Genomic DNA, 24,721 nt, shown 5'->3' on the forward strand with positions numbered 1-24,721 from the left:
AACTCCTAACGCTTGTGGCCTGTGTCGAGCTTGTGTTCCAAATGAATGGAATAGCGCGACATACCAAAACAGAAAATCCAGAACACCAGGGCGGCGAACACGTAGCCTTCAGTGGCCATGCCCAACCATTTAGGGTCGGCGGCGGCTTGCTTGACGCTGTTGAGCAGGTCGAACAGGCCGATGATGATCACAAGGCTAGTGTCCTTGAACAACGCGATAAACGTGTTGACGATGCCGGGGATCACCAGCTTCAGGGCTTGCGGCAGAATCACCAGGCCCATGCTGCGCCAGTAACCCAGGCCCATCGCCGCGGCCGCTTCGTACTGACCTTTGGGAATCGCTTGCAGGCCACCACGCACCACCTCGGCCACGTAGGCCGACTGGAACAGGATCACGCCGATCAATGCACGCAGCAGCTTGTCGATGCCCATGCCTTCGGGCAGGAACAGCGGCAGCATCACCGAGGACATGAACAGCACGGTGATCAACGGCACGCCGCGCCAGAACTCGATGAAGGTCACGCAGACCACCCGAATCGCCGGCATGTTCGAGCGTCGCCCCAGTGCCAACACAATGCCCAGCGGCAAGGCGCCGGCGATACCGACAGTGGCGATCACCAGGGTCAGCATCAAGCCGCCCCATTGGCTGGTGGGCACGTTGGTCAGGCCCAGAACCCCACCGTGCAGCAGGCAGTAGGCGATGATCGGGTACAGCACCAGGAAACCCAGGCCATACACAGCCTTGCGTTGAAACCGCGAGATGAACAACGGCGCCACGCCCACGATAGCCAGCCACACGGTCAGGTCCACGCGCCAGCGCAGGTCGCCGGGGTAGTAGCCATACATGAACTGCCCGAAGCGCTGTTGGATAAACACCCAGCAGGCGCCTTCTTTGGTGCAATCGGCGCGCGTGGTCCCGACCCAGTTGGCATCCAGGATGGCCCAGTGCAGGATTGGCGGCACGATCAGGTAAATCAGGTAGAACGCCAACAGTGTCAGCAAGGTGTTGAGCCAGCTGGAAAACAGGTTGGCGCGCATCCAGGCCATCGGTCCGAAGACTTTGTTCGGCGGCGGCATATCGGGTTTGAAAGTATGCGAACTCATGTGCGTTTCCTCACCGCTCGATCAGCGCAATGCGCTTGTTGTACCAGTTCATCAGCAGGGAAATGCTGATGCTGATCGCCAGGTACACGCTCATGGTGATGGCAATGACTTCGATGGCCTGGCCGGTCTGGTTGAGCACCGTGCCGGCAAACAGCGAAACCATTTCCGGGTAACCGATACCGGCGGCCAACGACGAGTTTTTCGCCAGGTTCAGGTATTGGCTGGTCAGCGGCGGAATGATCACCCGCAGGGCTTGCGGGATGATGACCTTGCGCAGCGTTGGCCCAGGGCGCAGGCCCAGGGAGCGTGCGGCTTCGGTCTGGCCGTGGCTGACGGACTTGATGCCCGAACGCACGATCTCGGCAATAAACGCCGCCGTGTACACGGTAAGCGCCAGGGTCAGCGCCAGCAGTTCAGGGATCAGTACCCAGCCGCCGACAAAGTTGAAGCCTTGCAACTTGGGCATTTCCCAATGCAGCGGGGCGCCGAAGACCAAGGCACACAAAGCCGGGATCACAATAAACAGCGCCAGGCCCGCCCAGAACTTATGGAACGGTACGCCGGTGGCCTCAAAGCGTTTGTTGGCCCACCGCGCCATCAGCACGATCGCCACAATGGCAACCACCACACTGGCTACAAACGGCCAGAACCCATCGGCAGCCAGCGCCGCCGGCATGTTCAGGCCACGGCTGCTGACAAAAAAGGTGTCACCGAAGTTATGGCTGTTGCGCGGCCCCGGCATGGTCAGGAATACCGCGAAGTACCAGAACAGGATTTGCAGCAACGGCGGGATGTTGCGGAACACTTCCACATACACCGTCGCCAGCTTGTTGATCATCCAGTTGGGCGACAAGCGCGCCACGCCGATGATGAAGCCCAGGATAGTCGCCAGAACCACACCGATCACAGTCACCAGCAAGGTGTTAAGCAGCCCGATTACAAAAACGCGGGCATAGCTGTCCGATTCGGTGTAGTCGATCAGATGCTGAGCGATGCCGAAGCCGGCACTGCGCTCAAGAAAGTCGAAACCCGAGGTAATGCCCCGGTGTTGCAGGTTGGTCTGCGTATTGTTGAAGAGGTACCAGCCCAGCGCGACGACCGCCACAATGGTGATGATCTGGAAGAGCCACGCACGCACTTTAGGGTCGCTGAAGCTGAGCTTCTGCTTGGGTGCGCCGATTTGATTTTGCATGAAGTGCCCCGGAAAGAATGGAACAGAACATCACCCGGTGGTTGGCCCACCGGGTGATAGAACCATCAGCGATCAGCGCACAGGGGGTGCGTATTGAATGCCACCGTTGGTCCACAGTGCGTTCAGGCCACGGTCGATTTCCAGCGGGGTGCTCTTGCCCAGGTTGCGCTCGAACACTTCACCGTAGTTACCGACTTGCTTGACGATCTGTACAACCCAATCTTTTTTCACTTTCAGGTCTTTGCCGTATTCGCCGTCGGAACCGAGCAGACGAGCAACGTCCGGGTTCTTGGTGGACTTGGCTTCAGCTTCAACGTTTTTAGAGGTGATGCCGGCTTCTTCAGCGTTGAGCATGGCGTAGCCAACCCAGCGCACGATGGCCAGCCACTCGTCGTCGCCGTTACGCACGACCGGGCCCAGTGGTTCTTTGGAGATGGTTTCCGGCAGAACCACGTAGTCTTTCGGCGAAGCCAGTTTGCTGCGCTGTGCGTAGAGCTGGGATTTGTCCGAGGTCAGCACGTCGCAACGACCGGATTCCAGCGACTTGGCGCTTTCATCGGAGGTGTCGAAGGTGATCGGCGTGTATTTGAGGTTGTTGGCGCGGAAGTAGTCGGAAACGTTCAGCTCGGTGGTGGTACCGGCCTGGATGCAGATGGTTGCACCGTCCAGTTCCTTGGCGCTTTTAACGCCCAGCTTGTTGTTCACCAGGAAGCCAACACCGTCGTAGTAGGTGATGAAGCCTGGGAATTTCAAGCCCATGCCCGCATCGCGCGAACTGGTCATGGTGGTGTTGCGCGACAGTACGTCGACTTCGCCGGACTGCAGCGCGGTGAAACGCTCCTTGGCGTTCAACTGGCTGAATTTGACCTTGGTTGCGTCACCGAACACGGCAGCGGCCACAGCGCGGCACACGTCAGCGTCGATCCCGAGGATCTTGCCGCTGGCATCCGGCACCGAGAAACCCGGCAAGCCGTCACTCACGCCGCATTGCACAAAGCCTTTCTTCTGCACGGCGTCCAGGGTGGCGCCAGCGTGGGCAAAACCACTGACACCCAGTACAGCAGCCGCGGAAACGATGGCCAGGGTGGATTTCAATACCTTCATTCAAACCTCCAGTTGCTCTTGTTGTGTCGGAGCTCGAACCTCAGCGCACCCTTATGAGGCGATATCGACCCGTGTTGGCTTTTTTTGGGGTCAAGCGGCATGAGGTTTTCGCGGTAATTCCAGTTGCTATCCCACAAACGGCAGTCACTGATAGTGTTACCGTCATAAGATAGTTCTGACATCGACCTACACATAGCAAGGCGCGTACCAGAGTGGTGGCTGACTCGTTTCAGCCCATGGTCAATAGCAAAACATTCAACATTGCGACATTCTCTTAACAGATCAACCCGTCGCGCACCGTTCCGACGCACCCAATCGGAGCGCACGCACATATATGGAGCAGACATGACCGAACCCTTGATTCTTCAGCCCGCCAAGCCCGCAGACGCTTGCGTTATCTGGTTGCATGGCCTGGGTGCCGATCGCTATGACTTTTTGCCGGTGGCCGAAGCGTTGCAGGAAAACCTGCTGAGCACGCGCTTCGTTTTGCCCCAGGCACCGACACGCCCGGTAACCATAAATGGCGGTTACGAGATGCCGAGTTGGTACGACATTAAGGCCATGAGCCCGGCCCGATCGATCAGCCTGGAAGAGTTGGAAGCATCTTCCAAAATGGTCACCGACTTGATCGAAGCGCAGAAGAGAACCGGAATAGACGCTTCGCGAATTTTCCTCGCGGGTTTCTCCCAGGGCGGCGCCGTGGTTTTCCACACCGCCTTCCTTAACTGGCAGGGACCCTTGGGTGGAGTAATCGCCCTCTCGACTTATGCACCGACCTTTGGCGATGAACTGGAGTTGTCCGCCAGCCAGCAGCGTATTCCAACGCTGTGCCTGCACGGCCAATACGATGACGTGGTGCAGAACGCCATGGGCCGCAGCGCCTACGAGCATTTAAACAGCCGTGGTGTCACCGTGACATGGCAGGAATACCCAATGGGTCACGAAGTGTTACCCGAAGAGATACGCGATATCGGTACCTGGCTGGCCGCCCGCCTGGGCTGAACACCCGCCTTTATGTAGCTGTATGACAGACGCACTACGCCGCGCCCGTTTCTTGCATTACACTGGCCGGCGTACATTCCTTAACCAATTAATGAGATCACCGTGCTCAAAGCACTTAAGAAGATGTTCGGCAAAAGCGAGGCTGAGCCGCTCGCGCCAGTTCCCAGTGCTCCCGTGCCCTCCTCCGGCAGCCGCAATGACGGCCAGCAGCCGGCCCGGACCGCACCTGCCGCACAGCCGCAGAAGCCCAAGGTGACCGCGCCCGAACAGGCCCAACCTGTCGAGGCAGCCCCCGCGCCGGCGCCGAAAGCGCCGCGTCGTGAACGTGCACCGAAGCCGCCCGTGACCCCGTGGAAACTCGAGGACTTCGTGGTCGAGCCTCAGGAAGGCAAGACCCGCTTCCATGACTTCAAACTGGCCCCGGAACTGATGCACGCCATCCAGGACCTGGGCTTCCCGTACTGCACGCCGATCCAGGCGCAGGTGCTGGGCTTCACCCTCGCCGGCAAAGACGCCATCGGCCGCGCGCAGACCGGCACCGGCAAGACCGCCGCGTTCCTGATCTCGATCATCACCCAGCTGCTGCAAACACCGCCGCCCAAAGAACGCTACATGGGTGAGCCGCGCGCATTGATCATCGCCCCGACCCGCGAGCTGGTGGTGCAGATCGCCAAGGACGCCGCCGACCTGACCAAGTACACCGGCCTCAACGTCATGACGTTCGTAGGCGGCATGGACTTCGACAAGCAGCTCAAGCACCTCGAAGCCCGTCACTGCGACATCCTGGTGGCCACGCCAGGCCGCTTGCTCGACTTCAACCAGCGCGGCGACGTGCATTTGGACATGGTTGAAGTGATGGTGCTGGACGAAGCCGACCGCATGCTCGACATGGGCTTTATCCCGCAAGTACGCCAGATCATTCGCCAGACCCCGCCGAAAAACGAGCGTCAGACCCTGCTGTTCTCCGCGACCTTCACCGAAGACGTGATGAACCTCGCCAAGCAGTGGACCACCGACCCGTCCATCGTCGAGATCGAAGCGCTGAATGTTGCCAGCGAAAACGTTGAGCAACACATCTATGCCGTGGCCGGGGCCGACAAGTACAAGCTGCTCTACAACCTGGTCAACGACAACGGCTGGGAGCGCGTGATGGTGTTCGCCAACCGCAAGGACGAGGTGCGCCGCATCGAAGAACGCCTGGTGCGTGATGGCGTCAATGCCGCGCAACTGTCTGGCGATGTGCCGCAGCACAAGCGTATCAAGACCCTGGAAGGTTTCCGCGAAGGCAAGATCCGCGTGCTGGTGGCCACCGACGTGGCCGGGCGCGGGATTCACATCGACGGCATCAGCCACGTGATCAACTTTACGTTGCCGGAAGTACCGGACGACTACGTGCACCGCATTGGCCGTACGGGTCGTGCCGGGGCGGCAGGGGTGTCGATCAGTTTTGCCGGCGAAGATGATTCATATCAGTTGCCGTCGATCGAGACGTTGCTGGGTCGCAAGATCAGCTGCGAGACGCCGCCGACGCACCTGTTGCGGGCGGTAGAGCGCAAACGTCCTTAAGCTGGAATACAGTAGGAAATATGGGAGCTGGGCTTGTGTGGGAGCCAGCTCCCACACAAGCCAGCTCCCTCATTTGGATCTCCATACACCTTTAGTCAGCGGTTTATTTCCAGCGCTCAGCCGCCGCGTGATCACTGCCCCGCCCTTCCACCCAACGCGGCCCTTGCGGGGTGTTCTCCTTCTTCCAGAACGGCGCCCGCGTCTTCAAGTAATCCATCACAAACGCACAGGCATCAAACGCTGCCTGGCGATGGGCGCTGGCTGCCGCCACAAACACAATCGGCTCGCCCGGCTCCAGCGCGCCAATGCGGTGCAGCACTTCCAGCTTGAGCAACGGCCAGCGCTGCTCGGCTTCCACGCTGATCTTGGCCAGGGCTTTTTCGGTCATGCCGGGGTAGTGCTCAAGGAACATCCCGGACACATCGCGACCGTCATTGAAGTCGCGTACATAACCGACGAAACTCACCACCGCGCCCACGCCGACATTGGCGGCGTGCATGGCGTTGACCTCTGCGCCGGGGTCAAATGCCTCGGCCTGTACGCGAATGGCCATGTTCAGCCTCCGGTCACGGGCGGGAAAAACGCCACGTCATCACCGGCCTGCACCGGCTCGTCGAGGCCGCACAGTTCCTCGTTACGCGCGCACATCAGGCTGCTCTCATTGAGCACCGCAAACTCAGGGTCTGCCGCCAACGCCAGACGCACCGCATCGACGGTAGCAAACTCGCCCTCCATCTCCAGTGAATCGAAGCCTGTCGCTTCGGCATAACGCGCAAAAAACAATACGTTGATGCTCATGCCAGGTCCGCCTTGAAATGCCCGCTTTTGCCGCCAAGCTTTTCCAGCAGGCGAATACTTTCGATGGTCATGCCACGGTCCACGGCCTTGCACATGTCGTAGAGGGTCAGGGCTGCGACGCTGGCGGCGGTGAGCGCTTCCATTTCCACGCCGGTCTGGCCGCTGAGTTTGCAGCGCGCGAGGATATGCACAGCGTCCACACCGTCGGCGCGCAGCTCAACCTTGACGCCGGTCAGCATCAGCGGATGGCACAACGGGATCAGGTCACTGGTTTTTTTCGCCGCCTGGATCCCGGCGATGCGGGCCACGGCAAACACGTCACCCTTGGGGTGGGCGCCGTCGACAATCATTTTCAAGGTGTCGGGCAGCATGCGCACCCGCGCTTCGGCCACAGCTTCACGGAACGTCACGGCTTTGTCAGTGACGTCGACCATATGGGCGCGACCTTGGGAATCGAGATGAGTCAGCACAGGGATACTCCTGATCAGGAGCGGCAATTGTAAACCTGTGAGTCAATTTTGCGCAGGGCTGTTTATCCCATGAAAAAAGGGGCGCAAAGCGCCCCTTCAAAAACCAACACTTGCGTTAGAACCGGAAAGTAAACCCGGCATTGATCCCGTTGTTGTTACCCCGGTTGGACAGCAAACCGCTGTAGTTCAACGACACCAGTGTGTCCTTGGTCAGGGCCATTTCCGCACTGGCCTTGATCACCGCGCCATCGCGGGCCACGGGCACGCTGTTGACCGCAAACGCGTTGTCGCTGCCGGCAAACTTCAGCGAGGCGTCGCGATCGGTATCGCCAAACTGATGCTCCCAGCCCAGCTCACCGCGCAACGTCACTGCCGAGGTGGAACTGACCGGCAGTTGGGTATGCGCGCGCAGGCCCAGGGTGGACAGCGTGGCGTCCTGGCTTTGCTTGCTGGCATGCAAGGCTGCGGCGCCGCCTTTTTCCTTGAACGAATCACTCTGGTAGTTCAGGTAGGTCAGGTTGGCGAAGGGTTCGAACTGGTTCCACTGGGTGTAACCGATCTCGGCAAACACCTGGTCGGTGCGCGCGTTGTAGTCGGCTTTGTCGTAGTCCGACTGGTTGGCGTAAGCCACGCGGCGCGAGCTGTCGATACGGTGCCAGGTGGTGGCGCCGCCCATGCGCAGAGCGATCGCGTCGAAGCGTTTGCCGCCGTAGACCGACAGGTGATAGTTGTCACTGTCTGCCGAGGCCGACTCGCCATTGAGATGGCTTTGGGTGTAGCCGGTGGCGGCGCCCACACGCCAGCCGTCGCCGACCTCGGTGTCGAGGCCCAGCAGCACGCCACTGGTAGACGAGGAGTAACCGCTGGCGTTGTTGTCACCGCTGACGTTATTGCGCCCGCCCAGCAGCTGGACCCAGCCGCCGTTGTCATGGGTGTCGATCTGCGCGCTGGAATCCAGCGCCTGAGCCTGTTGCAGGCGGCCGTTCAGCGCTTCACGAATGTAACGGCTGTCGGCCATTTGCGCCGCCGCCACGTCCGAGTGCAGTTGCCCCGAGAGTTGCTTGAATGCCGCTTGCGCCTGGGCTGCCGAGTCCGAGGCCAGCAGGCTTTCATACACCGGGCTGCCCGCGCCCAAGGCTTCGGCCGCCGTCGCCACGGCGCGTTCATTGCGGGTTTGCGCAATGCTGGCAAAGGTCGTCTGGTTACGCGCCACGGCCAAGCTGAGTTGGTTCGGCTGATAGCTCAACTGAGTGCCGATAAACAGGTAGTTGGGCGCGATCGCTGCAAACTGGCCATTGATGCCCTGGCTGGCGGTAAGGATGTTGAATTGCTGGCCCACCAGGCTACGGGCCTCGGTGGCCGACAGCAGGTTCGGGCTGTTTTCCAGGGACACGGTCACCACACCACCGTTAAGGGTGGCGACGCCGCTGCTCTGGATCTGGTCGCTTCGCCCGTTCGGGCCGACCTCCACGGCGTATACCGAACCAGGGTTGAAGGTCACGTCGCCGGTGCGCAGCGTACCGATCGAATGGCCCGGTGCCACGCGCCCGCCGGTGTTCACGGTCAAGGCGCCCACCGTGCCGTTACCGGCCAGTGTGCCGCCCAACGTGGTCAGCACGCCGTTATCCGCATTGCGGGTGCCCACGGCGCTGCCATCCACGGTCACGGCGGAGGTCAACGAGCCGTCTACCGACAGCTTGCCGCCGCGCACCCAGGTGCTGCCCGAATAGGTGTTCCGGCCCTCGAGCACCAGTTCGCCGTCGCCCGACTTGGCCAGGCTGCCGACGTAAGTCGCGCCGGTGAGCAGATCCTTGCCGCGTGCCAGCGTCGCCTGTTCCCGGGCGTGGCCGATTTCGTAGGCAAACTGATCATCGTCAGAGGCATTGGCGGGCAAGCCGTTGAGCCAGCCCTTCTGTTGCTTGGTGGCGGCCCAGGTAGCTTGTTCGGCGGTGTCTTCGACCCGGCGGGCGCGGATCGCCTCATCGGAAATCGGATTAGCCCAGATATCCCGCGTGCCGGTGGGCAATGCCACCGCCATCGAGCCGAGGAACTGCCCCGGCCCCTGCATGGCTTTTTGCAGGTTGGGCAAGCCCCAGCCGCTGACCACGCCCGGCACTTGCGGCGTGCCCGGCGCGGCGTCGTGCACAGGTTGCAGGTTGTCGTAGGTGCGGCCGCCGGTCAGGTCGCCTACCGGCGTATCGGGCCCGTCCGGCGCCTGCAGGCTGGAGGTGGTCAGCAACACATCCCGAGCCTGGCTGGCGGTCATGTAGGGGAAGCGCTGAATCACCAGCGCCAGCGCCCCGGAGACGCTCGGCGCAGCGGCAGAGGTGCCGTTGGCATTGGGGATAATTTCCCCTTCAGGCCCGGTGGACGGAATGCCCGAAACGCCCATCACGCACCACCACTTCGACGTGCCGCAGCGGTTGTAGACCTGGGCGCTGGTCTCGTCATAGCCGGTGATCGAGAGGAATTTGCTCTCGATATCCGGCTTGAAAAACGGCAGGTTGGCGTTGGTGTCCGGGTTGGCACCGTGGCTGTCGTTGCCCGCCGAGATAATCTGGATAAAGGTGTTTTGCCGCGCGGCGTCAGCCATCGCGTCCATCCAGGTCTTTTGCCCGGCGTGGGCCTTGTCCCAGAACGGGCGATAGGCAGCGGTCATGTCGCGCAAATTATCGGCCGCGCTGTCGCCTACGTTGCCGAAGTGGTTTTCCACATCATTGCGCGAATTCTGCCCCCAGCTCTGGTTGACGATCGACACGTTTTTCGCCGCCAGCGCGTTGTAGCTGGCCATGAACGCGTTGTAGTCCAGGTCATTGGAGCCCTGGAAACGGTTGTCGTCAGTGCCGCCGGTATTGGCGACAAAGATATTCGCGTCAAACGCAATGCCATGCATGCCGGTGCCGTTGCGGCTGGCGCCCAGCACGCCGGACATCTCGGTGCCGTGACCGTCATTGATGGTCGGGTCGTACTCACCGGAAATACTGAAGTGCTCGCCCTTCTGAAACTCGCCATCGGGCGTGTCATGAATGTAACGCGGGTGGGTGGCGTAGTACTCGCCGGTGGAGGTTACGGCCTGCACGCGGTCCTGGCCCTGGGCATTCTTGCCCTGGAACTCGAAGTGTTCAGTGAGGATGCCCGAGTCGAGCACGCCGACGTTCACACCCTTGCCGGTCATGCCCAAGGCATAGGCGTAATACGCGTTGGTGCGATCCAGGCCGGAGTTGACCTGGGCTTCGGGGGTTTTCCAGGTTTGCGCGTTGGCGCTCCAGTCACGGGTGGCGCCAGCCCAGGATTGGCCGGCATTCAGTTGCGCGTTGAGGTTGCTGCTCACACCCGGCTCTACGTAGGTGTAGGGCTTGGCCGCCGGCAGGTTGGCGATAATGGCCTTGGAGAAGTCGAGAATATTGGTGGTATAGCGCCCGCTGTTGCTGAACAGCCGGCTGCGGTAGTAATCCAGGCGCGAGGCGTAGTCCAGCGGCCGCTTGGTATCGCCGAGCATGGCACCGATGGTGAGGTTTTCCGGTTGCAGTTCATAGTTTTGCTTGAGGGCCGAATCGAACTTGCCGGACTGTGCGGCAAAGTCCTTGGCCGCAAGGTCGACGATATCGGCGTAGGCGAACCGCAGGTTTTTATACACATCGGTGTTGGGGCCAAACGAGGCAACGGCTTTTCTGAAGGCCGACTCCAGCACCTGCGACGTGTAAGGGTTGGCGTCATCGGCCCAGGCCACGGAGCCTTGGCCCAGCCACAGGGCCAAGCCGAGTGCGATAGGTGTGAGAGGTATCGATTTGGAGCCTGTAGCGCGCTTGCGTTTTTGCGACAAAGTGAAGCCATTACCTGCTGCGTCCATTTTCCTTTCCCTTTGAATATGTGCTTCGTCAATGAGCGATGTATCGGGCTTTTTGTAATAGGCAGGATCACGCGCAAGACCAACGCCGGGTCTTGAATAAATCGTCGAGTCAAAGCGATCGCGTTTCGACGGGGTGACGCAGTGTTCTTATAGTTTTCGGCGATAAAAAATGTAACAAAATAATTACAAAGCCTACAAGCACCCAGGACGCATTAACGAAGACAAATGTCGCCCATAACAAAAACCCCGAACTTCGCGAGAAATTCGGGGTGTTTTGTGGCATTTAGCCACTAACTACAGCATGGGCGATTACAGATGGGATTCGGCGTACTCGGCCAGAATCGAACGTGGCACCCCTTGCAGCGCGATGTGCACGCCGTTGGGGAAGTCTTTGAAGCGTTCCGTCAGGTAAGTCAGCCCGGAGCTGGTCGCGGACAGGTAAGGGGTGTCGATCTGTGCCAGGTTGCCCAGGCACACCACTTTGGAACCGGCACCGGCACGGGTGATGATGGTTTTCATCTGGTGCGGTGTGAGGTTCTGGCATTCATCGATCAAAATCAGGCTTTGCTGGAAGCTGCGACCTCGGATGTAGTTGAGGGATTTGAACTGCAACGGCACTTTGCTGAGGATGTAGTCGACGCTGCCATGGGTGTTTTCGTCATCCATGTGCAAGGCTTCGAGGTTGTCGGTGATCGCCCCCAGCCACGGCTCCATTTTTTCCGCTTCGGTGCCGGGCAGAAAGCCGATTTCCTGGTCCAGGCCCTGCACACTGCGGGTGGCGATGATGCGGCGATAGCGTTTGGTCACCATGGTCTGCTCGATGGCGGCCGCCAGGGCGAGGATGGTTTTCCCCGAGCCTGCGGCGCCGGTCAGGTTGACCAGATGAATATCCGGGTCGAGCAGCGCGTACAGCGCCAGGCTCTGATAGATATCACGCGGTTTCAGGCCCCAGGCTTCCTGGTGCAACAGGGGTTCCTGATGCAGGTCGAGGATCAGCAGCTTGTCGACCTGAATCTCTTTGATCCAGCCCACAAACCCCTGTTCATCGATAATGAATTCATTGATGTGCACGGCCGGCAGGTTGTCGATCAGCTGTACCTGGTGCCAGGTGCGGCCATGGTCCTGACGGGTTTCGACCTTGCTCACAAGGTCCCAGAAAGAGCCGGTCACGGTGTGATAACCCCGCGACAGCATCGACACGTCGTCGACGAGCTGGTCGGTACTGTAGTCCTCGGCAGCGATCCCACACGCTCGTGCCTTGAGGCGCATATTGATGTCTTTGGTCACCAGCACCAGGCGCAGGTCCTTGTCGCGCGCGTGCAGGTCGATCAATTGGTTGATGATTTTGTTGTCGTTGAGGTTTTCCGGCAGCAGGCTGTTGGGCTCGCTGCGCTTGCTCATCAGAATCGACAGCAAGCCCTTCGGCCCGCTTTTGCCACGCTGGATCGGCACGCCGACCTCAACGTCCTCGGGCGAGGCTTCACCCAGGGTCTTGTCGATCAGGCGGATCGCCTGGCGGCATTCGGCAGCCACGCTGTGGTGCCCGCTTTTGAGTTTGTCGAGCTCCTCAAGCACGATCATCGGGATGGCGACGTGGTGTTCTTCGAAGTTAAGCAGTGCGTTTGGATCGTGGATCAATACGTTGGTATCAAGCACATAAAGGATTGGCTGGTCGGAAGAAGGGTTACGTCCATGATCATCCATACTCGGTCACCTTTGTGGGAGCCATTCGACGCAATACCTGGGCGGTGCTGCGCCTCGATTCGACCACCGACTGCACCTCAGTGACGTCAAGTGCAGTGCCCACATGAGGAGTCTTGGAAGACGCCACCTGTGTTGCAGGGTTCGGCGATCTGACTTCGTAATACCGCAAAACCCATGACAGGAAAAAGCACTTTGACGCTTTTTTGAAGTTTATTTTTCAGGATGACGAATAGCACTAGCCGAGTGCCAGTGACCCCGTTAAAGTCGGAAGTCCGCCTGCATCGAAATGTCGCACAAAATCACCCCTGAAATTCCCCATCCCTAACAGGGCCGGGCACTTCAGCGAAATGCCTCCCGGCAGTCCTGCCACCCCAAGCCACTTTGCGCCGTTGCCTGCAATAACATCGGCAATGCCACCCGCGCCTTGTCCTGGGTGTCGTGAAACACGATCACGCCCTTACGCCACAACAGCATCAACGTCAGCACCCGTTGCGCCGACTCATCGGCCTTGAGTTTGCCCGGTTCATCCTGGGAGTCGATGTCCCACAACGCCACCTGCAAACCCTGGGACTGGAAGAAACCCTGGCTGTCGGCACGTCGCTGGCCATAGGGCGGGCGAAACAGCGGCACATAGTTTTCCGGCATCAGGTTCTGCACCAGCGCGGCGCTGCGGGTAATCGAGCTTTGCCACTCGACCCAATGGCTATGGGACCGGTATTGCCAACCCTGGGTGCCCACGCACTGGCCTTGGTACAAGGCCTGCACGTCACTGCTGGAGCTGCGCTCTACGCGGGTTTGCAAACTGCTGCCAAGCGCGAAGAACGTGGCGTTCATCTTCTGCTTGCGCAGGTAGTCGGTGAGCCAGTCGGTATTGCCGCTGACCGGCGCCGGGCCGCCGTCGAAGGTCAGCAGGAACAGCCGGTCGTTCAACTCGTCGCCATTGCGTTCGTGGTCACCAAAGCGCAGCACTTCGCTGCCGATCTGGGGGAACAGCGCGGCTTTGCGCAACAGTTCGTCCAGGTAGCGCTCATGGAAGTTATGGCTGGGTCCGGCCCAGCCTATATAGAAGGAGTTATCGCTGACCTGGAACTTGCCGGCCTGCTCGCGCAGATCGTCCATGTTCTCCACCAGGTAGCAGAACGAGGCGTCCTCTTCACAGCTTTGCTGGGCGGCCGTGTAGTTTTCCAGCAAGCGCTGCCAGAGCTGTCGACGCAGGTCGTCGATGGCGGCCAGGTTGATGATCTTCAGGCCAAGACGTTGTTTGAGGGCGGCCTCATCCTGATTTTCGCTGGCCAGCAGGCTATGGGAGAACATCAGGATTTCGGCGCGTGAGGCGACATCGAACAGTGCCGGGCTGCTGAGCTTTTCGGGCCAGGTGCCACGGTCCAGGCTGGCCACATCCACCGGCGCGGCGTGGGCGTTCAGGCACAGTAAGCAGGCTGACAATAAAAGTGCTAGGCGCACGCAGGGTCTCCCTCTCCAGAGTTACCGCCCATCATAGCGGATCGTGCCTATCGCCATCATAGGTGGAGTCAAACCACTCAACCCCCTAGAATCCCTGCCACGATTACAGGAGCCAACTTCATGCTGATGGTGATTTCCCCCGCCAAAACCCTCGACTTCGAGTCAAAGCCGGTCACCCCGCGCTTTACCCAACCGCAATACCTCGACCACTCCCAGGAACTGATCGAACAATTGCGCGAACTGAGCCCGGCGCAAATCAGCGAGTTGATGCACGTCTCCGACAAAATCGGTGGCCTCAATGCCGCCCGTTTCGGCAGCTGGACCCCGGCCTTCACGCCGGCCAATGCCAAGCAGGCGCTGCTGGCATTCAAGGGCGACGTCTACACCGGCCTGAATGCCGAGACCTTCAGCGATGCCGATTTCAGCTACGCCCAGGACCACCTGCGCATGCTCTCGGGCCTCTACGGCCTGCTGCGCCCGCTGGACCTGATGATGCCGTACCGCCTGGAGATGGGCACCAAACTGCCCAACGCCCGCGGCAAAGACCTCTACGCGTTCTGGGGCACGCGCATCAGCGAATGGTTGAATGAAGCGCTGGCCGAACAAGGCGACGACGTACTGCTCAACCTGGCCTCCAACGAGTACTTCTCGGCGGTCAAGCGCACGGCCCTGAACGCACGCATCATCAACACCGAGTTCAAGGACCTGAAGAACGGCCAGTACAAGATCATCAGCTTCTACGCCAAAAAGGCCCGGGGCATGATGAGCCGTTTTGTGATTGAAGAGCGCATCAATGATCCTGCCAAGCTCAAAGCATTTGATGTGCAGGGTTACCGCTTCAATGCGGAGCAGTCCAAGCCGGATAATCTGGTGTTCCTGCGCGATCACGCACCGGAATAGGGCCCGCTCTCACGCTGTAGTTCAACTGTGGGAGCTGGCTTGCCTGCGATAGCGGAGTGTCAGGTTAAGAAATACTGACTGATCCACCGCTATCGCAGCGATGCGGCGACCCGACAAGCCAGCTCCCACAGTTTTGTCTGCATTCCACGCCGAAAAAGTCATTTATTTGACGTCAAAAAATCCGCAGGCAGATTTCTAAAGAATCTTTCACTCGACATTCGTCATTTTTTTTCGTAGTGGCACCACTTTTTTCAAACACTAGTGGCACAAAACTATCCCCTCTCTTCAACTCCCCATAACCACTCGCCCAAATAGCAAGTGCTATCAATATAGTACCAGTGCCATCTTTTCTAATATTTCAAGAAATTTCCGGAAACAGGATGAGCGGCCAGGAACTTCACCCTCAAGCACCGCTCATACCACCGGTAACGAAATTCTCTGTTGCTGTAAGAGATGACTTACATGACCAACCCACGGAAGTAGCGAAGTTGTCATATTTCAACTTTGACTCAGGAGTCATATTGCCAATTGATCAGTTGATAGCGGCGACAAGGATGAATTGCCACGCACTATAAGGCCAAGGCCAAGCTTCCCCTAATGGGTCAGTGAGATAACCCAAGGCATTGATATTCAAAGGCTATCAGCCTCTATCAAGGCCCTGCGGCACTGACGCCAGGCCCTTCTCCCAGGAAGGCCGGCTGCATTTGAGGGCAAGCTCCAATAACAAGGCCACGTTGCGCACACCTTGGGTGCACTTATTAGTCACTCGTCATTAAACATGCCTGCACGCGGTAAGTCGGCGTCTATTCGCCCAACTTTCGCGGCATCAGTGACGCTTGCAAACATGAACTCCAGCCATCTAATGGCCTGTATTAAACAACGAGGTAATTGCGATGCGCATCAGCATATTTGGTTTGGGTTACGTTGGCGCAGTCTGTGCCGGTTGCCTGTCTGCCCGTGGCCACGAAGTGGTCGGCGTAGACATCTCCAAGGATAAGATCGACCTGATCAACGCGGGTAAATCGCCGATCGTTGAACCGGGTCTGGGCGAACTGTTGAGCCAAGGCATCGCAAACGGTCGACTGCGCGGCACTACCAACTTCGCCGACGCCATCCGCGATACCGACCTGTCGATGATTTGCGTGGGCACGCCGAGCAAGAAAAACGGCGACCTGGAACTCAACTACATCGAAGCGGTATGCCGCGAGATCGGTTTTGTCCTGCGGGACAAAACCACCCGTCACACCATCGTGGTGCGCAGCACCGTACTGCCAGGCACCGTGGCCAACGTAGTGATCCCGATCCTGGAGGACTGCTCCGGCAAAAAAGCCGGTGTCGACTTCGGCGTGGCGGTGAACCCTGAGTTCCTGCGTGAATCCACGGCCATCGCCGACTACGACTTGCCGCCGATGACCGTCATCGGCGAATTCGACAAAGCCTCCGGCGATGTCCTGCAGTCGCTGTACGAAGAGCTCGATGCACCGATCATCCGCAAGGACATCGCCGTCGCCGAGATGATCAAGTACACCTGCAACGTGTGGCACGCCACCAAGGTCACGTTCGCCAACGAGATCGGCAACATCGCCAAGGCCGTCGGCGTCGACGGTCGTGAAGTGATGGAAGTGGTCTGCCAGGACAAGACTCTCAACCTGTCCCAATACTACATGCGCCCAGGTTTCGCCTTCGGCGGTTCGTGTCTGCCCAAAGACGTGCGCGCCCTCACCTACCGCGCCAGCTCGCTGGACGTGGAAGCGCCGCTGCTCAACTCGCTGATGCGCAGCAACGAGTCCCAGGTGCAGAACGCCTTCGATATCGTCGCCGGCCACGACAAGCGCAAAGTCGCCCTGCTGGGCCTGAGCTTCAAGGCCGGCACCGACGACCTGCGCGAAAGCCCGCTGGTGGAACTCGCGGAAATGCTGATCGGCAAGGGCTTTGACCTGAGCATCTACGACAGCAACGTCGAATACGCCCGTGTCCACGGTGCGAACAAGGACTACATCGAAGGCAAGATCCCCCATGTGTCGTCGCTGCTCAATTCCGACTTCGACGACGTGATCAACAACTCCGATGTGATCATCCTCGGCAACCGTGACGAGAAATTCCGTGCCCTGGCGCACAACGCTCCCCACGGCAAACAGGTGATCGACTTGGTGGGCTTCATGTCCCGGGCCACCAGTGTCAGTGGCCGTACCGAAGGCATTTGCTGGTAACAGCAACGGCAAGTTTCGCACTGCACGTGTCCTGATCCCCAGCACGTGCAGTGCGGAGCCTTCTTCACCTTCGGATGACGCTCATGTCCAAGTTAAAACACGTACTGCTCCAATCCGCCGGCTGGCTGTTCTTCCTCAGCCTGCTGATGGGTCTCGCCCTGCTGCTGCCGGCGAGTACGTTCGACTCCGAGTCGAAGAATTTTATTTTCCTGATTGGCGCCGTCGGCATCTGGCGCTACTCGATGGGTGCTACGCATTTCTTTCGCGGCATGCTGTTCCTGTACGTGGTCTACCCGCACTTGCGCCGCAAGGTGCGCAAGCTGGGCAAGGCTGCCGACCCGTCCCACGTATTCCTGATGGTCACCAGTTTCCGTATCGACGCGCTGACCACCGCGCAGGTCTACAGCTCGGTGATTCGCGAGGCCATCGAATGCGGCTTCCCGACCACTGTGGTGTGCTCGCTGGTGGAGATGTCCGATGAGCTGCTGGTGAAAAGCCTGTGGGAGCGCATGAACCCACCGGAACGCGTGAAGCTCGACTTCGTGCGCATCGCCGGCACCGGTAAACGCGACGGCCTGGCCTTCGGTTTCCGCGCCATCTCGCGCCACCTGCCGGATGACCGCGCCGTGGTGGCGGTGATCGACGGCGACACCGTGCTCGCCGAAGGCGTAGTGCGCAAGACCGTGCCGTGGTTCCAGCTGTTCGGCAATGTCGGTGGCCTGACCACCAACGAATTTTGTGAAGTACGCGGCGGCTACATCATGAGCGAATGGCACAAGCTGCGCTTCGCCCAACGCCACATCAACATGTGCTCCATGGCCCTGTCCAAGCGCGTACTGACCATGACCGGTCGTATGTCGGTGTTCCGCGCCAACGTGGTGACCGACCCCGGCTTTATCGCCGACGTGGAAAGCGACTCGCTGCAACACTGGCGCCTGGGCCGCTTCAAGTTTTTGACCGGTGACGACAAGTCGAGCTGGTTCAGCCTGATGCGCCTGGGCTACGACACCTTCTACGTGCCGGACGCCGCGATCCACACCGTGGAACACCCACCGGAAAAGAGCTTTATCAAGGCCAGCCGCAAACTGATGTTCCGCTGGTACGGCAACAACCTGCGCCAGAACTCCCGCGCCCTGGGCCTGGGTATGCGTCGGTTGGGTCTGTTCACCAGCATCGTGTTGTTCGACCAGCGCGTATCGATGTGGACCTCCCTGCTCGGCCTGACCGTGGCGATCATCGCCACCTTCAAATATGGCGGCGCGTTCATCCTCGCGTACCTGCTGTGGATCGGCATCACCCGCCTGATCCTGACCCTGCTGCTGTCGTGCTCCGGCCACAAGATCGGCCCGGCCTACCCGGTGATTCTGTATTACAACCAGATCATGGGCGCGCTGGTGAAGATCTACGTGTTCTTCCGCCTTGATCAACAGTCCTGGACCCGCCAGGACACCAAACTGACCCGCGATTTGGCCAGCTTTCAACGTTGGTTCAACACCTGGTCGTCTCGGACCATGACCTTCTCCGCCGGCAGCATTTTCGTCGCCGTGTTGCTGATGATGGTCTGACCCAGCCAAGCCTGAATTAACTAGGAAATCGAACATATGAACAGCCCAGTAAACGCCAACGTTGTCCACGAATCCGAAGCCCAGCGCCAACATGCCCGGGTCAAAATCCCGGCCAAGCTGCGCTTCTTCAACACCGACCGCACCCAGACCGAAGCACGGGTGATCGACCTGTCCGCCGGTGGCCTGGCGTTCACCGCCACCCAGCCGCTGACCGTCGGTGAAGTGCACAAGGGCCGCCTGCAGTTCGTGATCGATAACCTCGGTCTGGCGATGGATGTAGAGCTGCAGATTCGCTCCTACGACCGCCAGAGCGGCCGCACCGGTTGCCAGTTCCAGAACCTCGACGCCCAGGATATTTCCACCCTGCGCCACCTGATCACCTCGCACCTGTCCGGCGACATCGTGACCATGGGCGACGTGCTGGCCACCCTGCAACGGGACAACTTCACCAAGGCGCGCAAGGTCAAGGACGGCGGCAGCGGCATGAGCGCGTTCGGTCGCTTGCGCGCGGTGGTGTTCAGCGCCGGGATCTTCATTGTCGGCCTCGCCGCGTTCGGTTTTGTGTTCAAGTCGGTGTACGGCATGTACTTCGTCAGCCACGCTCAGGCGGGCCTGGTCAGCGTGCCCGGCATGAACGTGACCATGCCGCGCGACGGCACCGTGCAAAGCCTGCTCAAAGGCGACGCGGTTGCAGCCAAAGGCGCGCCCCTGGCGACGTTCAGCACCAGCATGCTCGATGTGCTCAAGGGCCATCTGGACGAAGACCAGCTGCAACCGGCCAAGGTTGAAGAGCTGTTCGGCAAGCAAATGACCGGCACCCTGACCTCGCCGTGCGATTGCGTGGTCGCCCAGCAATTGGTCGCCGACGGCCAGTACGCCAGCAAGGGCGATGTGATCTTCCAGCTGGTGCCACGCGGCAGCCAGGCCAATGTGGAAGCGCGCTTTACCTATCGCCAGTTCGGTGACGTACGCCCAGGTACACAGGTGAGCTTCCAGGTGGCCGACGAAGAACAGCTGCGCACCGGCACCATCGTCAGCAGCACCAGCCTGAACAGCGCCGACTTGTCCTCCGACATTCGCGTGCAGATCAAGCCGGATGCACCGCTGGACAGCACCTATGCCGGCCGCCCAGTGGAAGTCACCAGCGACCGCGGCCCTTCGCTGAACTGGCTGATCGATAAAGCCATGGCTCACGGTCTGTAAGCGGAGGACATGCCTGTGAACCCTATTTCAAGCACAACACAGAGCACTGTGGGAGTCGGGCTTGCCCGCGATGGGATCGACTCGGTGCACCTGAAAGACCGAGTTGCCCGCATCGCAGGCAAGCCAGCTCCCACACAGAGCGGGTCGCACTTCGCCTCTGCATTCTGCACATTGGCACTGGCGGTCAGCCTCGCCGGTTGCGCCGGCCTGCCCGACCAACGCCTGGCCAATGAAGCGTTGAAGCGCGGTGACACGGTCACCGCCCAACAGAACTACCAGCAGTTGGCGGACCTGGGCTACAGCGAAGCCCAAGTTGGCCTGGCTGACATCCAGGTCACCACCCGCGATCCCGAGCAAATCCGCCAGGCCGAGGCCACTTACCGCGCAGCCGCCGATACGTCGCCACGTGCACAGGCACGTCTGGGCCGCCTGCTGGTGGCCAAACCCGGCGCTACCGAAGCTGAACAGCACGAGGCCGAAGGCCTGTTGAAAAAAGCCTTTGCCAATGGCGAAGGCAACACCCTGATCCCGCTGGCGATGCTGTACCTGCAATACCCGCACAGCTTCCCCAACGTGAACGCCCAACAGCAAATCAGCAAATGGCAGGCGGCGGGTTACCCGGAAGCAGGTTTGGCCCAGGTGCTGCTGTATCGCACCCAGAACACCTACGACCAGCACCTGGATGATGTGGAGCGCATCTGCAAGGCGGCGCTGAACACCACCGATATCTGCTACGTCGAACTGGCCACGGTTTATCAGAAGAAAGCCGCGCCGGAACAACAAGCCGAGCTGCTCAAGCAGCTGGAAGCCGGCTACGCCCGTGGCACCGTCACCGCCCAGCGTGTCGACAGCGTGGCCCGCGTATTGGGTGACGCGACACTCGGCCAGCCGGACGAAAAAACCGCCCAGGCCTTGCTGGAAAAAATCGCCCCCGGCTACCCGGCCTCCTGGGTCAGCCTGGCGCAATTGCTCTACGACTTCCCCGAACTGGGCGACGTCGACCAGATGATGAAGTACCTGGACAACGGCCGCGCCGCCGACCAGCCGCGCGCCGAGCTGTTGCTGGGCAAGCTCTACTACGAAGGCAAGTGGGTGCCGGCCGATGCCAAGGCTGCCGAAGCGCATTTCGAAAAAGCCGTGGGCCGTGAAGTCGCCGCCGATTACTACCTCGGCCAGATCTATCGCCGTGGCTACCTGGGCAAGGTCTACTCGCAAAAAGCCCTCGACCACTTGCTGACCGCTGCGCGCAACGGCCAGAACAGCGCCGACTTCGCCATCGCGCAATTGTTTTCCCAAGGCAAGGGCACCAAGCCCGACCCATTGAACGCCTATGTCTTCAGCCAATTGGCCAAAGCCCAGGACACGCCAGAGGCCAATGACCTGGCCACGCAGCTCGAAGCCCCGTTGACGCCTGAGCAACGCGCCGAAGGCCAACGCCTGGTGCAACAGGAACTGGCCGCACGCGGCACCCTGGCCCAGAGCACGCTGCAACTGCACGCCCTGCAAGAAGAAGACGGCGAGGAATCCCTATGAAGCTCAACCCATTCGTCAAGGCCGGTATCGGCCTGACCTTCGCCCTGCTGTGGTCGTGCCCGACCCTGGCCGCGCTCACCGAAGCCAAGAACTTCGGCCTGGAAGTCAAAGCCACTGCGCAGTCCGAAGATGACCGCGACCTCGGCACGCAAAAAGGCGGCGACGTCAACGGCATCGGCCTTGACCTGCGCCCGTGGGTCTACGGTGAAAGCGGTGCGTGGAGCGCCTACGCCATGGGGCAGGCGGTCGTGTCGAGTGACATTATCGAGACCGACCCCCTGCAACAATCGGCCGATGACGAAAATCAGCAAACCACCAACAACGACCGCAAGTCCAAGAAAAATTACCTGGCCATGCGCGAGTTCTGGGTCGGCTACAGCGGTTTCACGCCTTACCCGGGCGAACTGCTCAAGCTGGGTCGCCAACGCCTGCGCAATGACGACGGCCAATGGCGCGACACCAATATCGAAGCGCTGAACTGGACCTTCGATACCACCCTGCTCAAGGCCAATGTCGGCGTTGCCGAACGCTTCAGCGAATACCGCACCGACCTCAAGGAGCTGTCGCCCAAGGACAAGGACCGCCAGCACCTCTACGCCGACGCCGCCTACCAGTGGACCCCAGGCCAGTGGATCGGCTTGCGCGCCCACCACACCCATGACAACGGTAAGCTCGACTACCCGGAACCGGGCGTGGCGACCGACTCGTTGGACAAGCGCGAAAACGGCGACCTGACCTGGCTCGGCATCGAAGCCAACAGCGATGCCTATAACTGGCGCAACACCAACACGGTTAACTACTGGGCCAGCGTCACCGGCATGAAAGGCAACCGCGACACGGTCAATGCCCTCAATGCCGACGGCACCCGCCCAACCCAGGCCAAGCGCAGCGACGACGTGAATGGCTGGGCCACCGATATCGGCGTGCGCCTGCGTCTCGACCCGCAGTGGCAGGTCGGCGCGGCTTATTCCCGCGCCAGCGCCGAGTACGAGCAGAACGGCCTGCAAAGCAACCGTTCGAACTGGACCGGCACCCAGTCCCGCGTGCATCGCTTTGGCGAAGCGTTTCGCGGCGAGATGAACAACATGCAGTCCATGAGCCTGTTCGGTTCCTGGCAGCTGCGCGAGGACTACGACGCCAGCCTGGTTTATCACAAGTTCTGGCGCGTCGACGGCAACAAGCCGGTGGGCAGCAACGGCATCGATGCGGTGCAGAACAACACCGACGACGTGACCGGCGCAATCCTGTCCAGCACCTCGTTACCGCTGGAAGACGGCAAGAAAGACCTGGGTCAGGAAATGGACCTGGTGGTCACCAAGTACTTCAAAAAGGGCCTGTTGCCGGCCGCCCTCAGCCAGTCGATCGACGAGCCGTCGGCGCTGGTGCGCTTTCGTGCAGGCGTGTTCAAGCCGGGTGACGCCTACGGCAGCCAGGTCGACTCGTACATGCACCGCGCGTTTGTCGACGTGATCTGGAAATTCTGATGGGAGCCTGCGCAATGAATGCTCAAAGCCTACTCGTCGCGGCAATGCTGATGGCCAGCGCCACAGCCTTTGCCGATACGGCGGCCAAGGCGCCGACCATCGCCAAGGAACTGCAACAGGCCAAGACCTACACTATTTCCAGCACGCCGACCGCGCCGCTGGAATTGCCCAAGCCTGCGCTGCCCGACCTGACCGGCTACACCGCGGCGGCGATGGAAAAGAAGATCGTGCGCAGCAAGTCGGGCAAAGTCAGCATCCGCCGCATGATGCAGGAAGACGCGCTCAAGGACTTTATCGGCGGCGATAACAAGATGGCCGAATGGGTGGTGCGCCAGCACGGCATTCCCCAGGCGATCTTTGTCGACGACGGCTACATGAACCTCAAGGACCTGCTCGGCAAAGTGCCCAAGCAGTACCTCAGCGAAACCTCGCCGGGGGTGTTTTTGGCCAAGCTGCCGATTGTGGTCGGGCGCAAAGGCATCCTCGACATCGACAAAAAGACCCAGGAGCTGCGCCTGTCCCAACAAGCCGGTTCGTTCCTGATCAACGACGGCCAGCTGTTTGTACGTGACACCAAAATCACCGGCTGGGACGAAAAGACCAACGGCCCGGCGCTGTTCAAGTCGCCCAAGGAGTTCCGCCCGTTCCTGCTGGCCTGGGGCGGCACCGAAACCTACATCTCCAAGACCAAGATGGCCAGCTTCGGCTACGCCAACAGTAAGTCGTACGGCGTGAGTATTTCCCAGTACACGCCGAACATGGCCAAGGTGCTCAAGCGTGCGGAACCGACCGGCTGGATCATCGATTCCGAGTTCTCTGACATGTGGTACGGCTTCTACTGCTACGAGACCACGGGCTTTGTGATCAAGGGCAACACCTACAAAGACAACATCGTTTACGGCATCGACCCGCACGACCGTTCCCACGGCCTGATCATTGCCGACAACACCGTCTACGGCACCAAAAAGAAACACGGCATCATCATTTCCCGTGAGGTCAACGACAGCTTCATCTTCAACAACCGCAGCTACGACAACAAGCTCTCGGGCCTGGTGATCGACCGTAACAGCGTCAACAACCTCATCGCCGACAACGAGATCTACCGCAACCACACCGACGGCATCACCCTCTATGAGAGCGGCGACAACCTGCTGTGGGGCAACAAGGTCATCGCCAACCGTCGCCACGGCATCCGCGTGCGCAACAGCGTGAACATTCGCCTGTACGAGAACTCCGCCATGGCCAACGGCCTGACCGGCGTGTACGGGCACATCAAGGATTTGACCGACACCGACCGCGACATCGCCCTCGACCCGTTTGACGCGAAAGTCTCGCTGATCGTGGTCGGCGGCGAGCTGGCCGGCAACGGCAGCGGGCCGCTGTCAATTGATTCGCCGTTGAGCATTGAGCTGTACCGCGTATCGATGCTGGCGCCGACCAAATCCAGCGGCATCAGCTTTGCCGGCGTGCTGGGCGATCGCCAGGAAGAGATTCTCGACCTGCTGGTGCGCCAGCAGAAAGCCGTGCTGATCGACCCTGTCGAACGCCAGACCCAAATGCAGGACTGAGGATG

Annotated in this window: 18 protein-coding genes; 9 read left to right on the plus strand and 9 right to left on the minus strand. The window is 60.1% G+C overall.

Going from position 1 to position 24,721, the window contains the following annotated elements; translation table 11 throughout:
* Positions 1-5: 5 nt before the first annotated feature.
* The 3 genes from AOA59_RS04525 to AOA59_RS04535 form a co-directional block, all read right to left on the minus strand.
* A complete protein-coding gene (locus AOA59_RS04525) occupies positions 6-1,103 on the minus strand; it encodes an amino acid ABC transporter permease (RefSeq protein WP_056858936.1) in 1,098 nt (365 codons plus the stop codon).
* A gap of 10 nt (positions 1,104-1,113) precedes the next feature.
* Positions 1,114-2,295, minus strand: a complete 1,182-nt coding sequence (locus AOA59_RS04530) for an amino acid ABC transporter permease (protein ID WP_065912585.1) — start codon at positions 2,293-2,295, stop codon at positions 1,114-1,116.
* 72 nt (positions 2,296-2,367) lie between these two features.
* A complete protein-coding gene (locus AOA59_RS04535) occupies positions 2,368-3,399 on the minus strand; it encodes an amino acid ABC transporter substrate-binding protein (protein ID WP_099486135.1) in 1,032 nt (343 codons plus the stop codon).
* A 345-nt stretch (positions 3,400-3,744) separates the two neighbouring features.
* Here AOA59_RS04535 and AOA59_RS04540 point away from each other — a divergent pair, with 345 nt between their 5' ends.
* Together AOA59_RS04540 and rhlB are read left to right on the plus strand one after the other, a co-directional pair.
* Positions 3,745-4,401, plus strand: a complete 657-nt coding sequence (locus AOA59_RS04540; protein WP_099486137.1) for an alpha/beta hydrolase — start codon at positions 3,745-3,747, stop codon at positions 4,399-4,401.
* A 96-nt stretch (positions 4,402-4,497) separates the two neighbouring features.
* Positions 4,498-5,967 carry an ATP-dependent RNA helicase RhlB gene (gene rhlB, locus AOA59_RS04545; protein WP_178076240.1) on the plus strand — a complete coding sequence of 490 codons (1,470 nt, stop codon included), beginning with the start codon at positions 4,498-4,500 and terminating at the stop codon, positions 5,965-5,967.
* Positions 5,968-6,070: 103 nt separating this feature from the next.
* Here rhlB and moaE read toward each other — a convergent pair whose 3' ends face one another.
* From moaE to AOA59_RS04575, 6 genes are all read right to left on the minus strand, one after another.
* Positions 6,071-6,520 (minus strand): molybdopterin synthase catalytic subunit MoaE, encoded by a 450-nt coding sequence (moaE, locus tag AOA59_RS04550; protein ID WP_069786120.1) that lies wholly within the window; start codon positions 6,518-6,520, stop codon positions 6,071-6,073.
* Positions 6,521-6,522: 2 nt separating this feature from the next.
* The gene (moaD, locus tag AOA59_RS04555) at positions 6,523-6,765 is read right to left on the minus strand and encodes a molybdopterin converting factor subunit 1 (protein ID WP_099486143.1); all 243 of its coding nucleotides are present in this window, start codon (positions 6,763-6,765) and stop codon (positions 6,523-6,525) included.
* Complete coding sequence (moaC, locus tag AOA59_RS04560) at positions 6,762-7,235, minus strand: cyclic pyranopterin monophosphate synthase MoaC (protein ID WP_099486146.1); 474 nt, start codon at positions 7,233-7,235, stop codon at positions 6,762-6,764. Before moaC ends, moaD begins: the two co-directional genes overlap by 4 nt.
* Before the next feature lie 115 nt (positions 7,236-7,350).
* Positions 7,351-11,085, minus strand: a complete 3,735-nt coding sequence (locus AOA59_RS04565) for an autotransporter domain-containing protein (RefSeq protein WP_099486148.1) — start codon at positions 11,083-11,085, stop codon at positions 7,351-7,353.
* Between the two features lie 309 nt (positions 11,086-11,394).
* The gene (locus tag AOA59_RS04570; RefSeq protein ID WP_012722339.1) at positions 11,395-12,789 is read right to left on the minus strand and encodes a PhoH family protein; all 1,395 of its coding nucleotides are present in this window, start codon (positions 12,787-12,789) and stop codon (positions 11,395-11,397) included.
* 339 nt (positions 12,790-13,128) lie between these two features.
* Complete coding sequence (locus AOA59_RS04575; RefSeq protein ID WP_069786118.1) at positions 13,129-14,253, minus strand: polysaccharide deacetylase family protein; 1,125 nt, start codon at positions 14,251-14,253, stop codon at positions 13,129-13,131.
* A gap of 120 nt (positions 14,254-14,373) precedes the next feature.
* On the opposite strand from AOA59_RS04575, the gene yaaA reads away from it, so the two are divergent.
* The 7 genes from yaaA (at position 14,374) to algG (ending at position 24,716) form a co-directional block, all read left to right on the plus strand.
* Positions 14,374-15,153, plus strand: a complete 780-nt coding sequence (yaaA, locus tag AOA59_RS04580) for a peroxide stress protein YaaA (protein ID WP_056858945.1) — start codon at positions 14,374-14,376, stop codon at positions 15,151-15,153.
* Between the two features lie 893 nt (positions 15,154-16,046).
* Entirely contained in the window at positions 16,047-17,363 is a 1,317-nt protein-coding gene (locus AOA59_RS04585; RefSeq protein WP_065912575.1) for a nucleotide sugar dehydrogenase, read from the plus strand.
* Positions 17,364-17,446: 83 nt separating this feature from the next.
* Positions 17,447-18,928: a mannuronan synthase gene (gene alg8 / locus AOA59_RS04590; protein WP_056858947.1), complete on the plus strand. Its 1,482-nt coding sequence runs from the start codon at positions 17,447-17,449 to the stop codon at positions 18,926-18,928.
* A 36-nt stretch (positions 18,929-18,964) separates the two neighbouring features.
* The gene (locus AOA59_RS04600) at positions 18,965-20,131 is read left to right on the plus strand and encodes an alginate biosynthesis protein Alg44 (protein WP_065912574.1); all 1,167 of its coding nucleotides are present in this window, start codon (positions 18,965-18,967) and stop codon (positions 20,129-20,131) included.
* Positions 20,132-20,140: 9 nt separating this feature from the next.
* On the plus strand, positions 20,141-21,664 hold the full coding sequence (gene algK, locus AOA59_RS04605; protein ID WP_256593026.1) for an alginate biosynthesis TPR repeat lipoprotein AlgK: 1,524 nt from the start codon (positions 20,141-20,143) through the stop codon (positions 21,662-21,664).
* Entirely contained in the window at positions 21,661-23,148 is a 1,488-nt protein-coding gene (locus tag AOA59_RS04610) for an alginate export family protein (RefSeq protein ID WP_017135216.1), read from the plus strand. The genes algK and AOA59_RS04610 overlap by 4 nt, the downstream gene beginning before the upstream one ends.
* Positions 23,148-24,716 (plus strand): mannuronan 5-epimerase AlgG, encoded by a 1,569-nt coding sequence (gene algG / locus AOA59_RS04615; RefSeq protein WP_099486150.1) that lies wholly within the window; start codon positions 23,148-23,150, stop codon positions 24,714-24,716. The genes AOA59_RS04610 and algG overlap by 1 nt, the downstream gene beginning before the upstream one ends.
* Positions 24,717-24,721: the final 5 nt, after the last annotated feature.

It is taken from the genome of Pseudomonas sp. 2822-15 (genome assembly GCF_002742515.1).
Classification (GTDB): domain Bacteria; phylum Pseudomonadota; class Gammaproteobacteria; order Pseudomonadales; family Pseudomonadaceae; genus Aquipseudomonas; species Aquipseudomonas salomonii.

What these genes read in the sequence shown, in the direction of transcription:
- AOA59_RS04525 (WP_056858936.1), bottom strand. Translation starts at nt 1,103, where the DNA reads ATGAGTTCGCATACTTTCAAACCCGATATGCCGCCGCCGAACAAAGTC.
- AOA59_RS04530 (WP_065912585.1), bottom strand. Translation starts at nt 2,295, where the DNA reads ATGCAAAATCAAATCGGCGCACCCAAGCAGAAGCTCAGCTTCAGCGAC.
- AOA59_RS04535 (WP_099486135.1), bottom strand. Translation starts at nt 3,399, where the DNA reads ATGAAGGTATTGAAATCCACCCTGGCCATCGTTTCCGCGGCTGCTGTA.
- AOA59_RS04540 (WP_099486137.1), top strand. Translation starts at nt 3,745, where the DNA reads ATGACCGAACCCTTGATTCTTCAGCCCGCCAAGCCCGCAGACGCTTGC.
- moaE (WP_069786120.1), bottom strand. Translation starts at nt 6,520, where the DNA reads ATGGCCATTCGCGTACAGGCCGAGGCATTTGACCCCGGCGCAGAGGTC.
- moaD (WP_099486143.1), bottom strand. Translation starts at nt 6,765, where the DNA reads ATGAGCATCAACGTATTGTTTTTTGCGCGTTATGCCGAAGCGACAGGC.
- AOA59_RS04565 (WP_099486148.1), bottom strand. Translation starts at nt 11,085, where the DNA reads ATGGACGCAGCAGGTAATGGCTTCACTTTGTCGCAAAAACGCAAGCGC.
- AOA59_RS04570 (WP_012722339.1), bottom strand. Translation starts at nt 12,789, where the DNA reads ATGGATGATCATGGACGTAACCCTTCTTCCGACCAGCCAATCCTTTAT.
- yaaA (WP_056858945.1), top strand. Translation starts at nt 14,374, where the DNA reads ATGCTGATGGTGATTTCCCCCGCCAAAACCCTCGACTTCGAGTCAAAG.
- AOA59_RS04585 (WP_065912575.1), top strand. Translation starts at nt 16,047, where the DNA reads ATGCGCATCAGCATATTTGGTTTGGGTTACGTTGGCGCAGTCTGTGCC.
- alg8 (WP_056858947.1), top strand. Translation starts at nt 17,447, where the DNA reads ATGTCCAAGTTAAAACACGTACTGCTCCAATCCGCCGGCTGGCTGTTC.
- AOA59_RS04600 (WP_065912574.1), top strand. Translation starts at nt 18,965, where the DNA reads ATGAACAGCCCAGTAAACGCCAACGTTGTCCACGAATCCGAAGCCCAG.
- algK (WP_256593026.1), top strand. Translation starts at nt 20,141, where the DNA reads ATGCCTGTGAACCCTATTTCAAGCACAACACAGAGCACTGTGGGAGTC.
- AOA59_RS04610 (WP_017135216.1), top strand. Translation starts at nt 21,661, where the DNA reads ATGAAGCTCAACCCATTCGTCAAGGCCGGTATCGGCCTGACCTTCGCC.
- algG (WP_099486150.1), top strand. Translation starts at nt 23,148, where the DNA reads ATGGGAGCCTGCGCAATGAATGCTCAAAGCCTACTCGTCGCGGCAATG.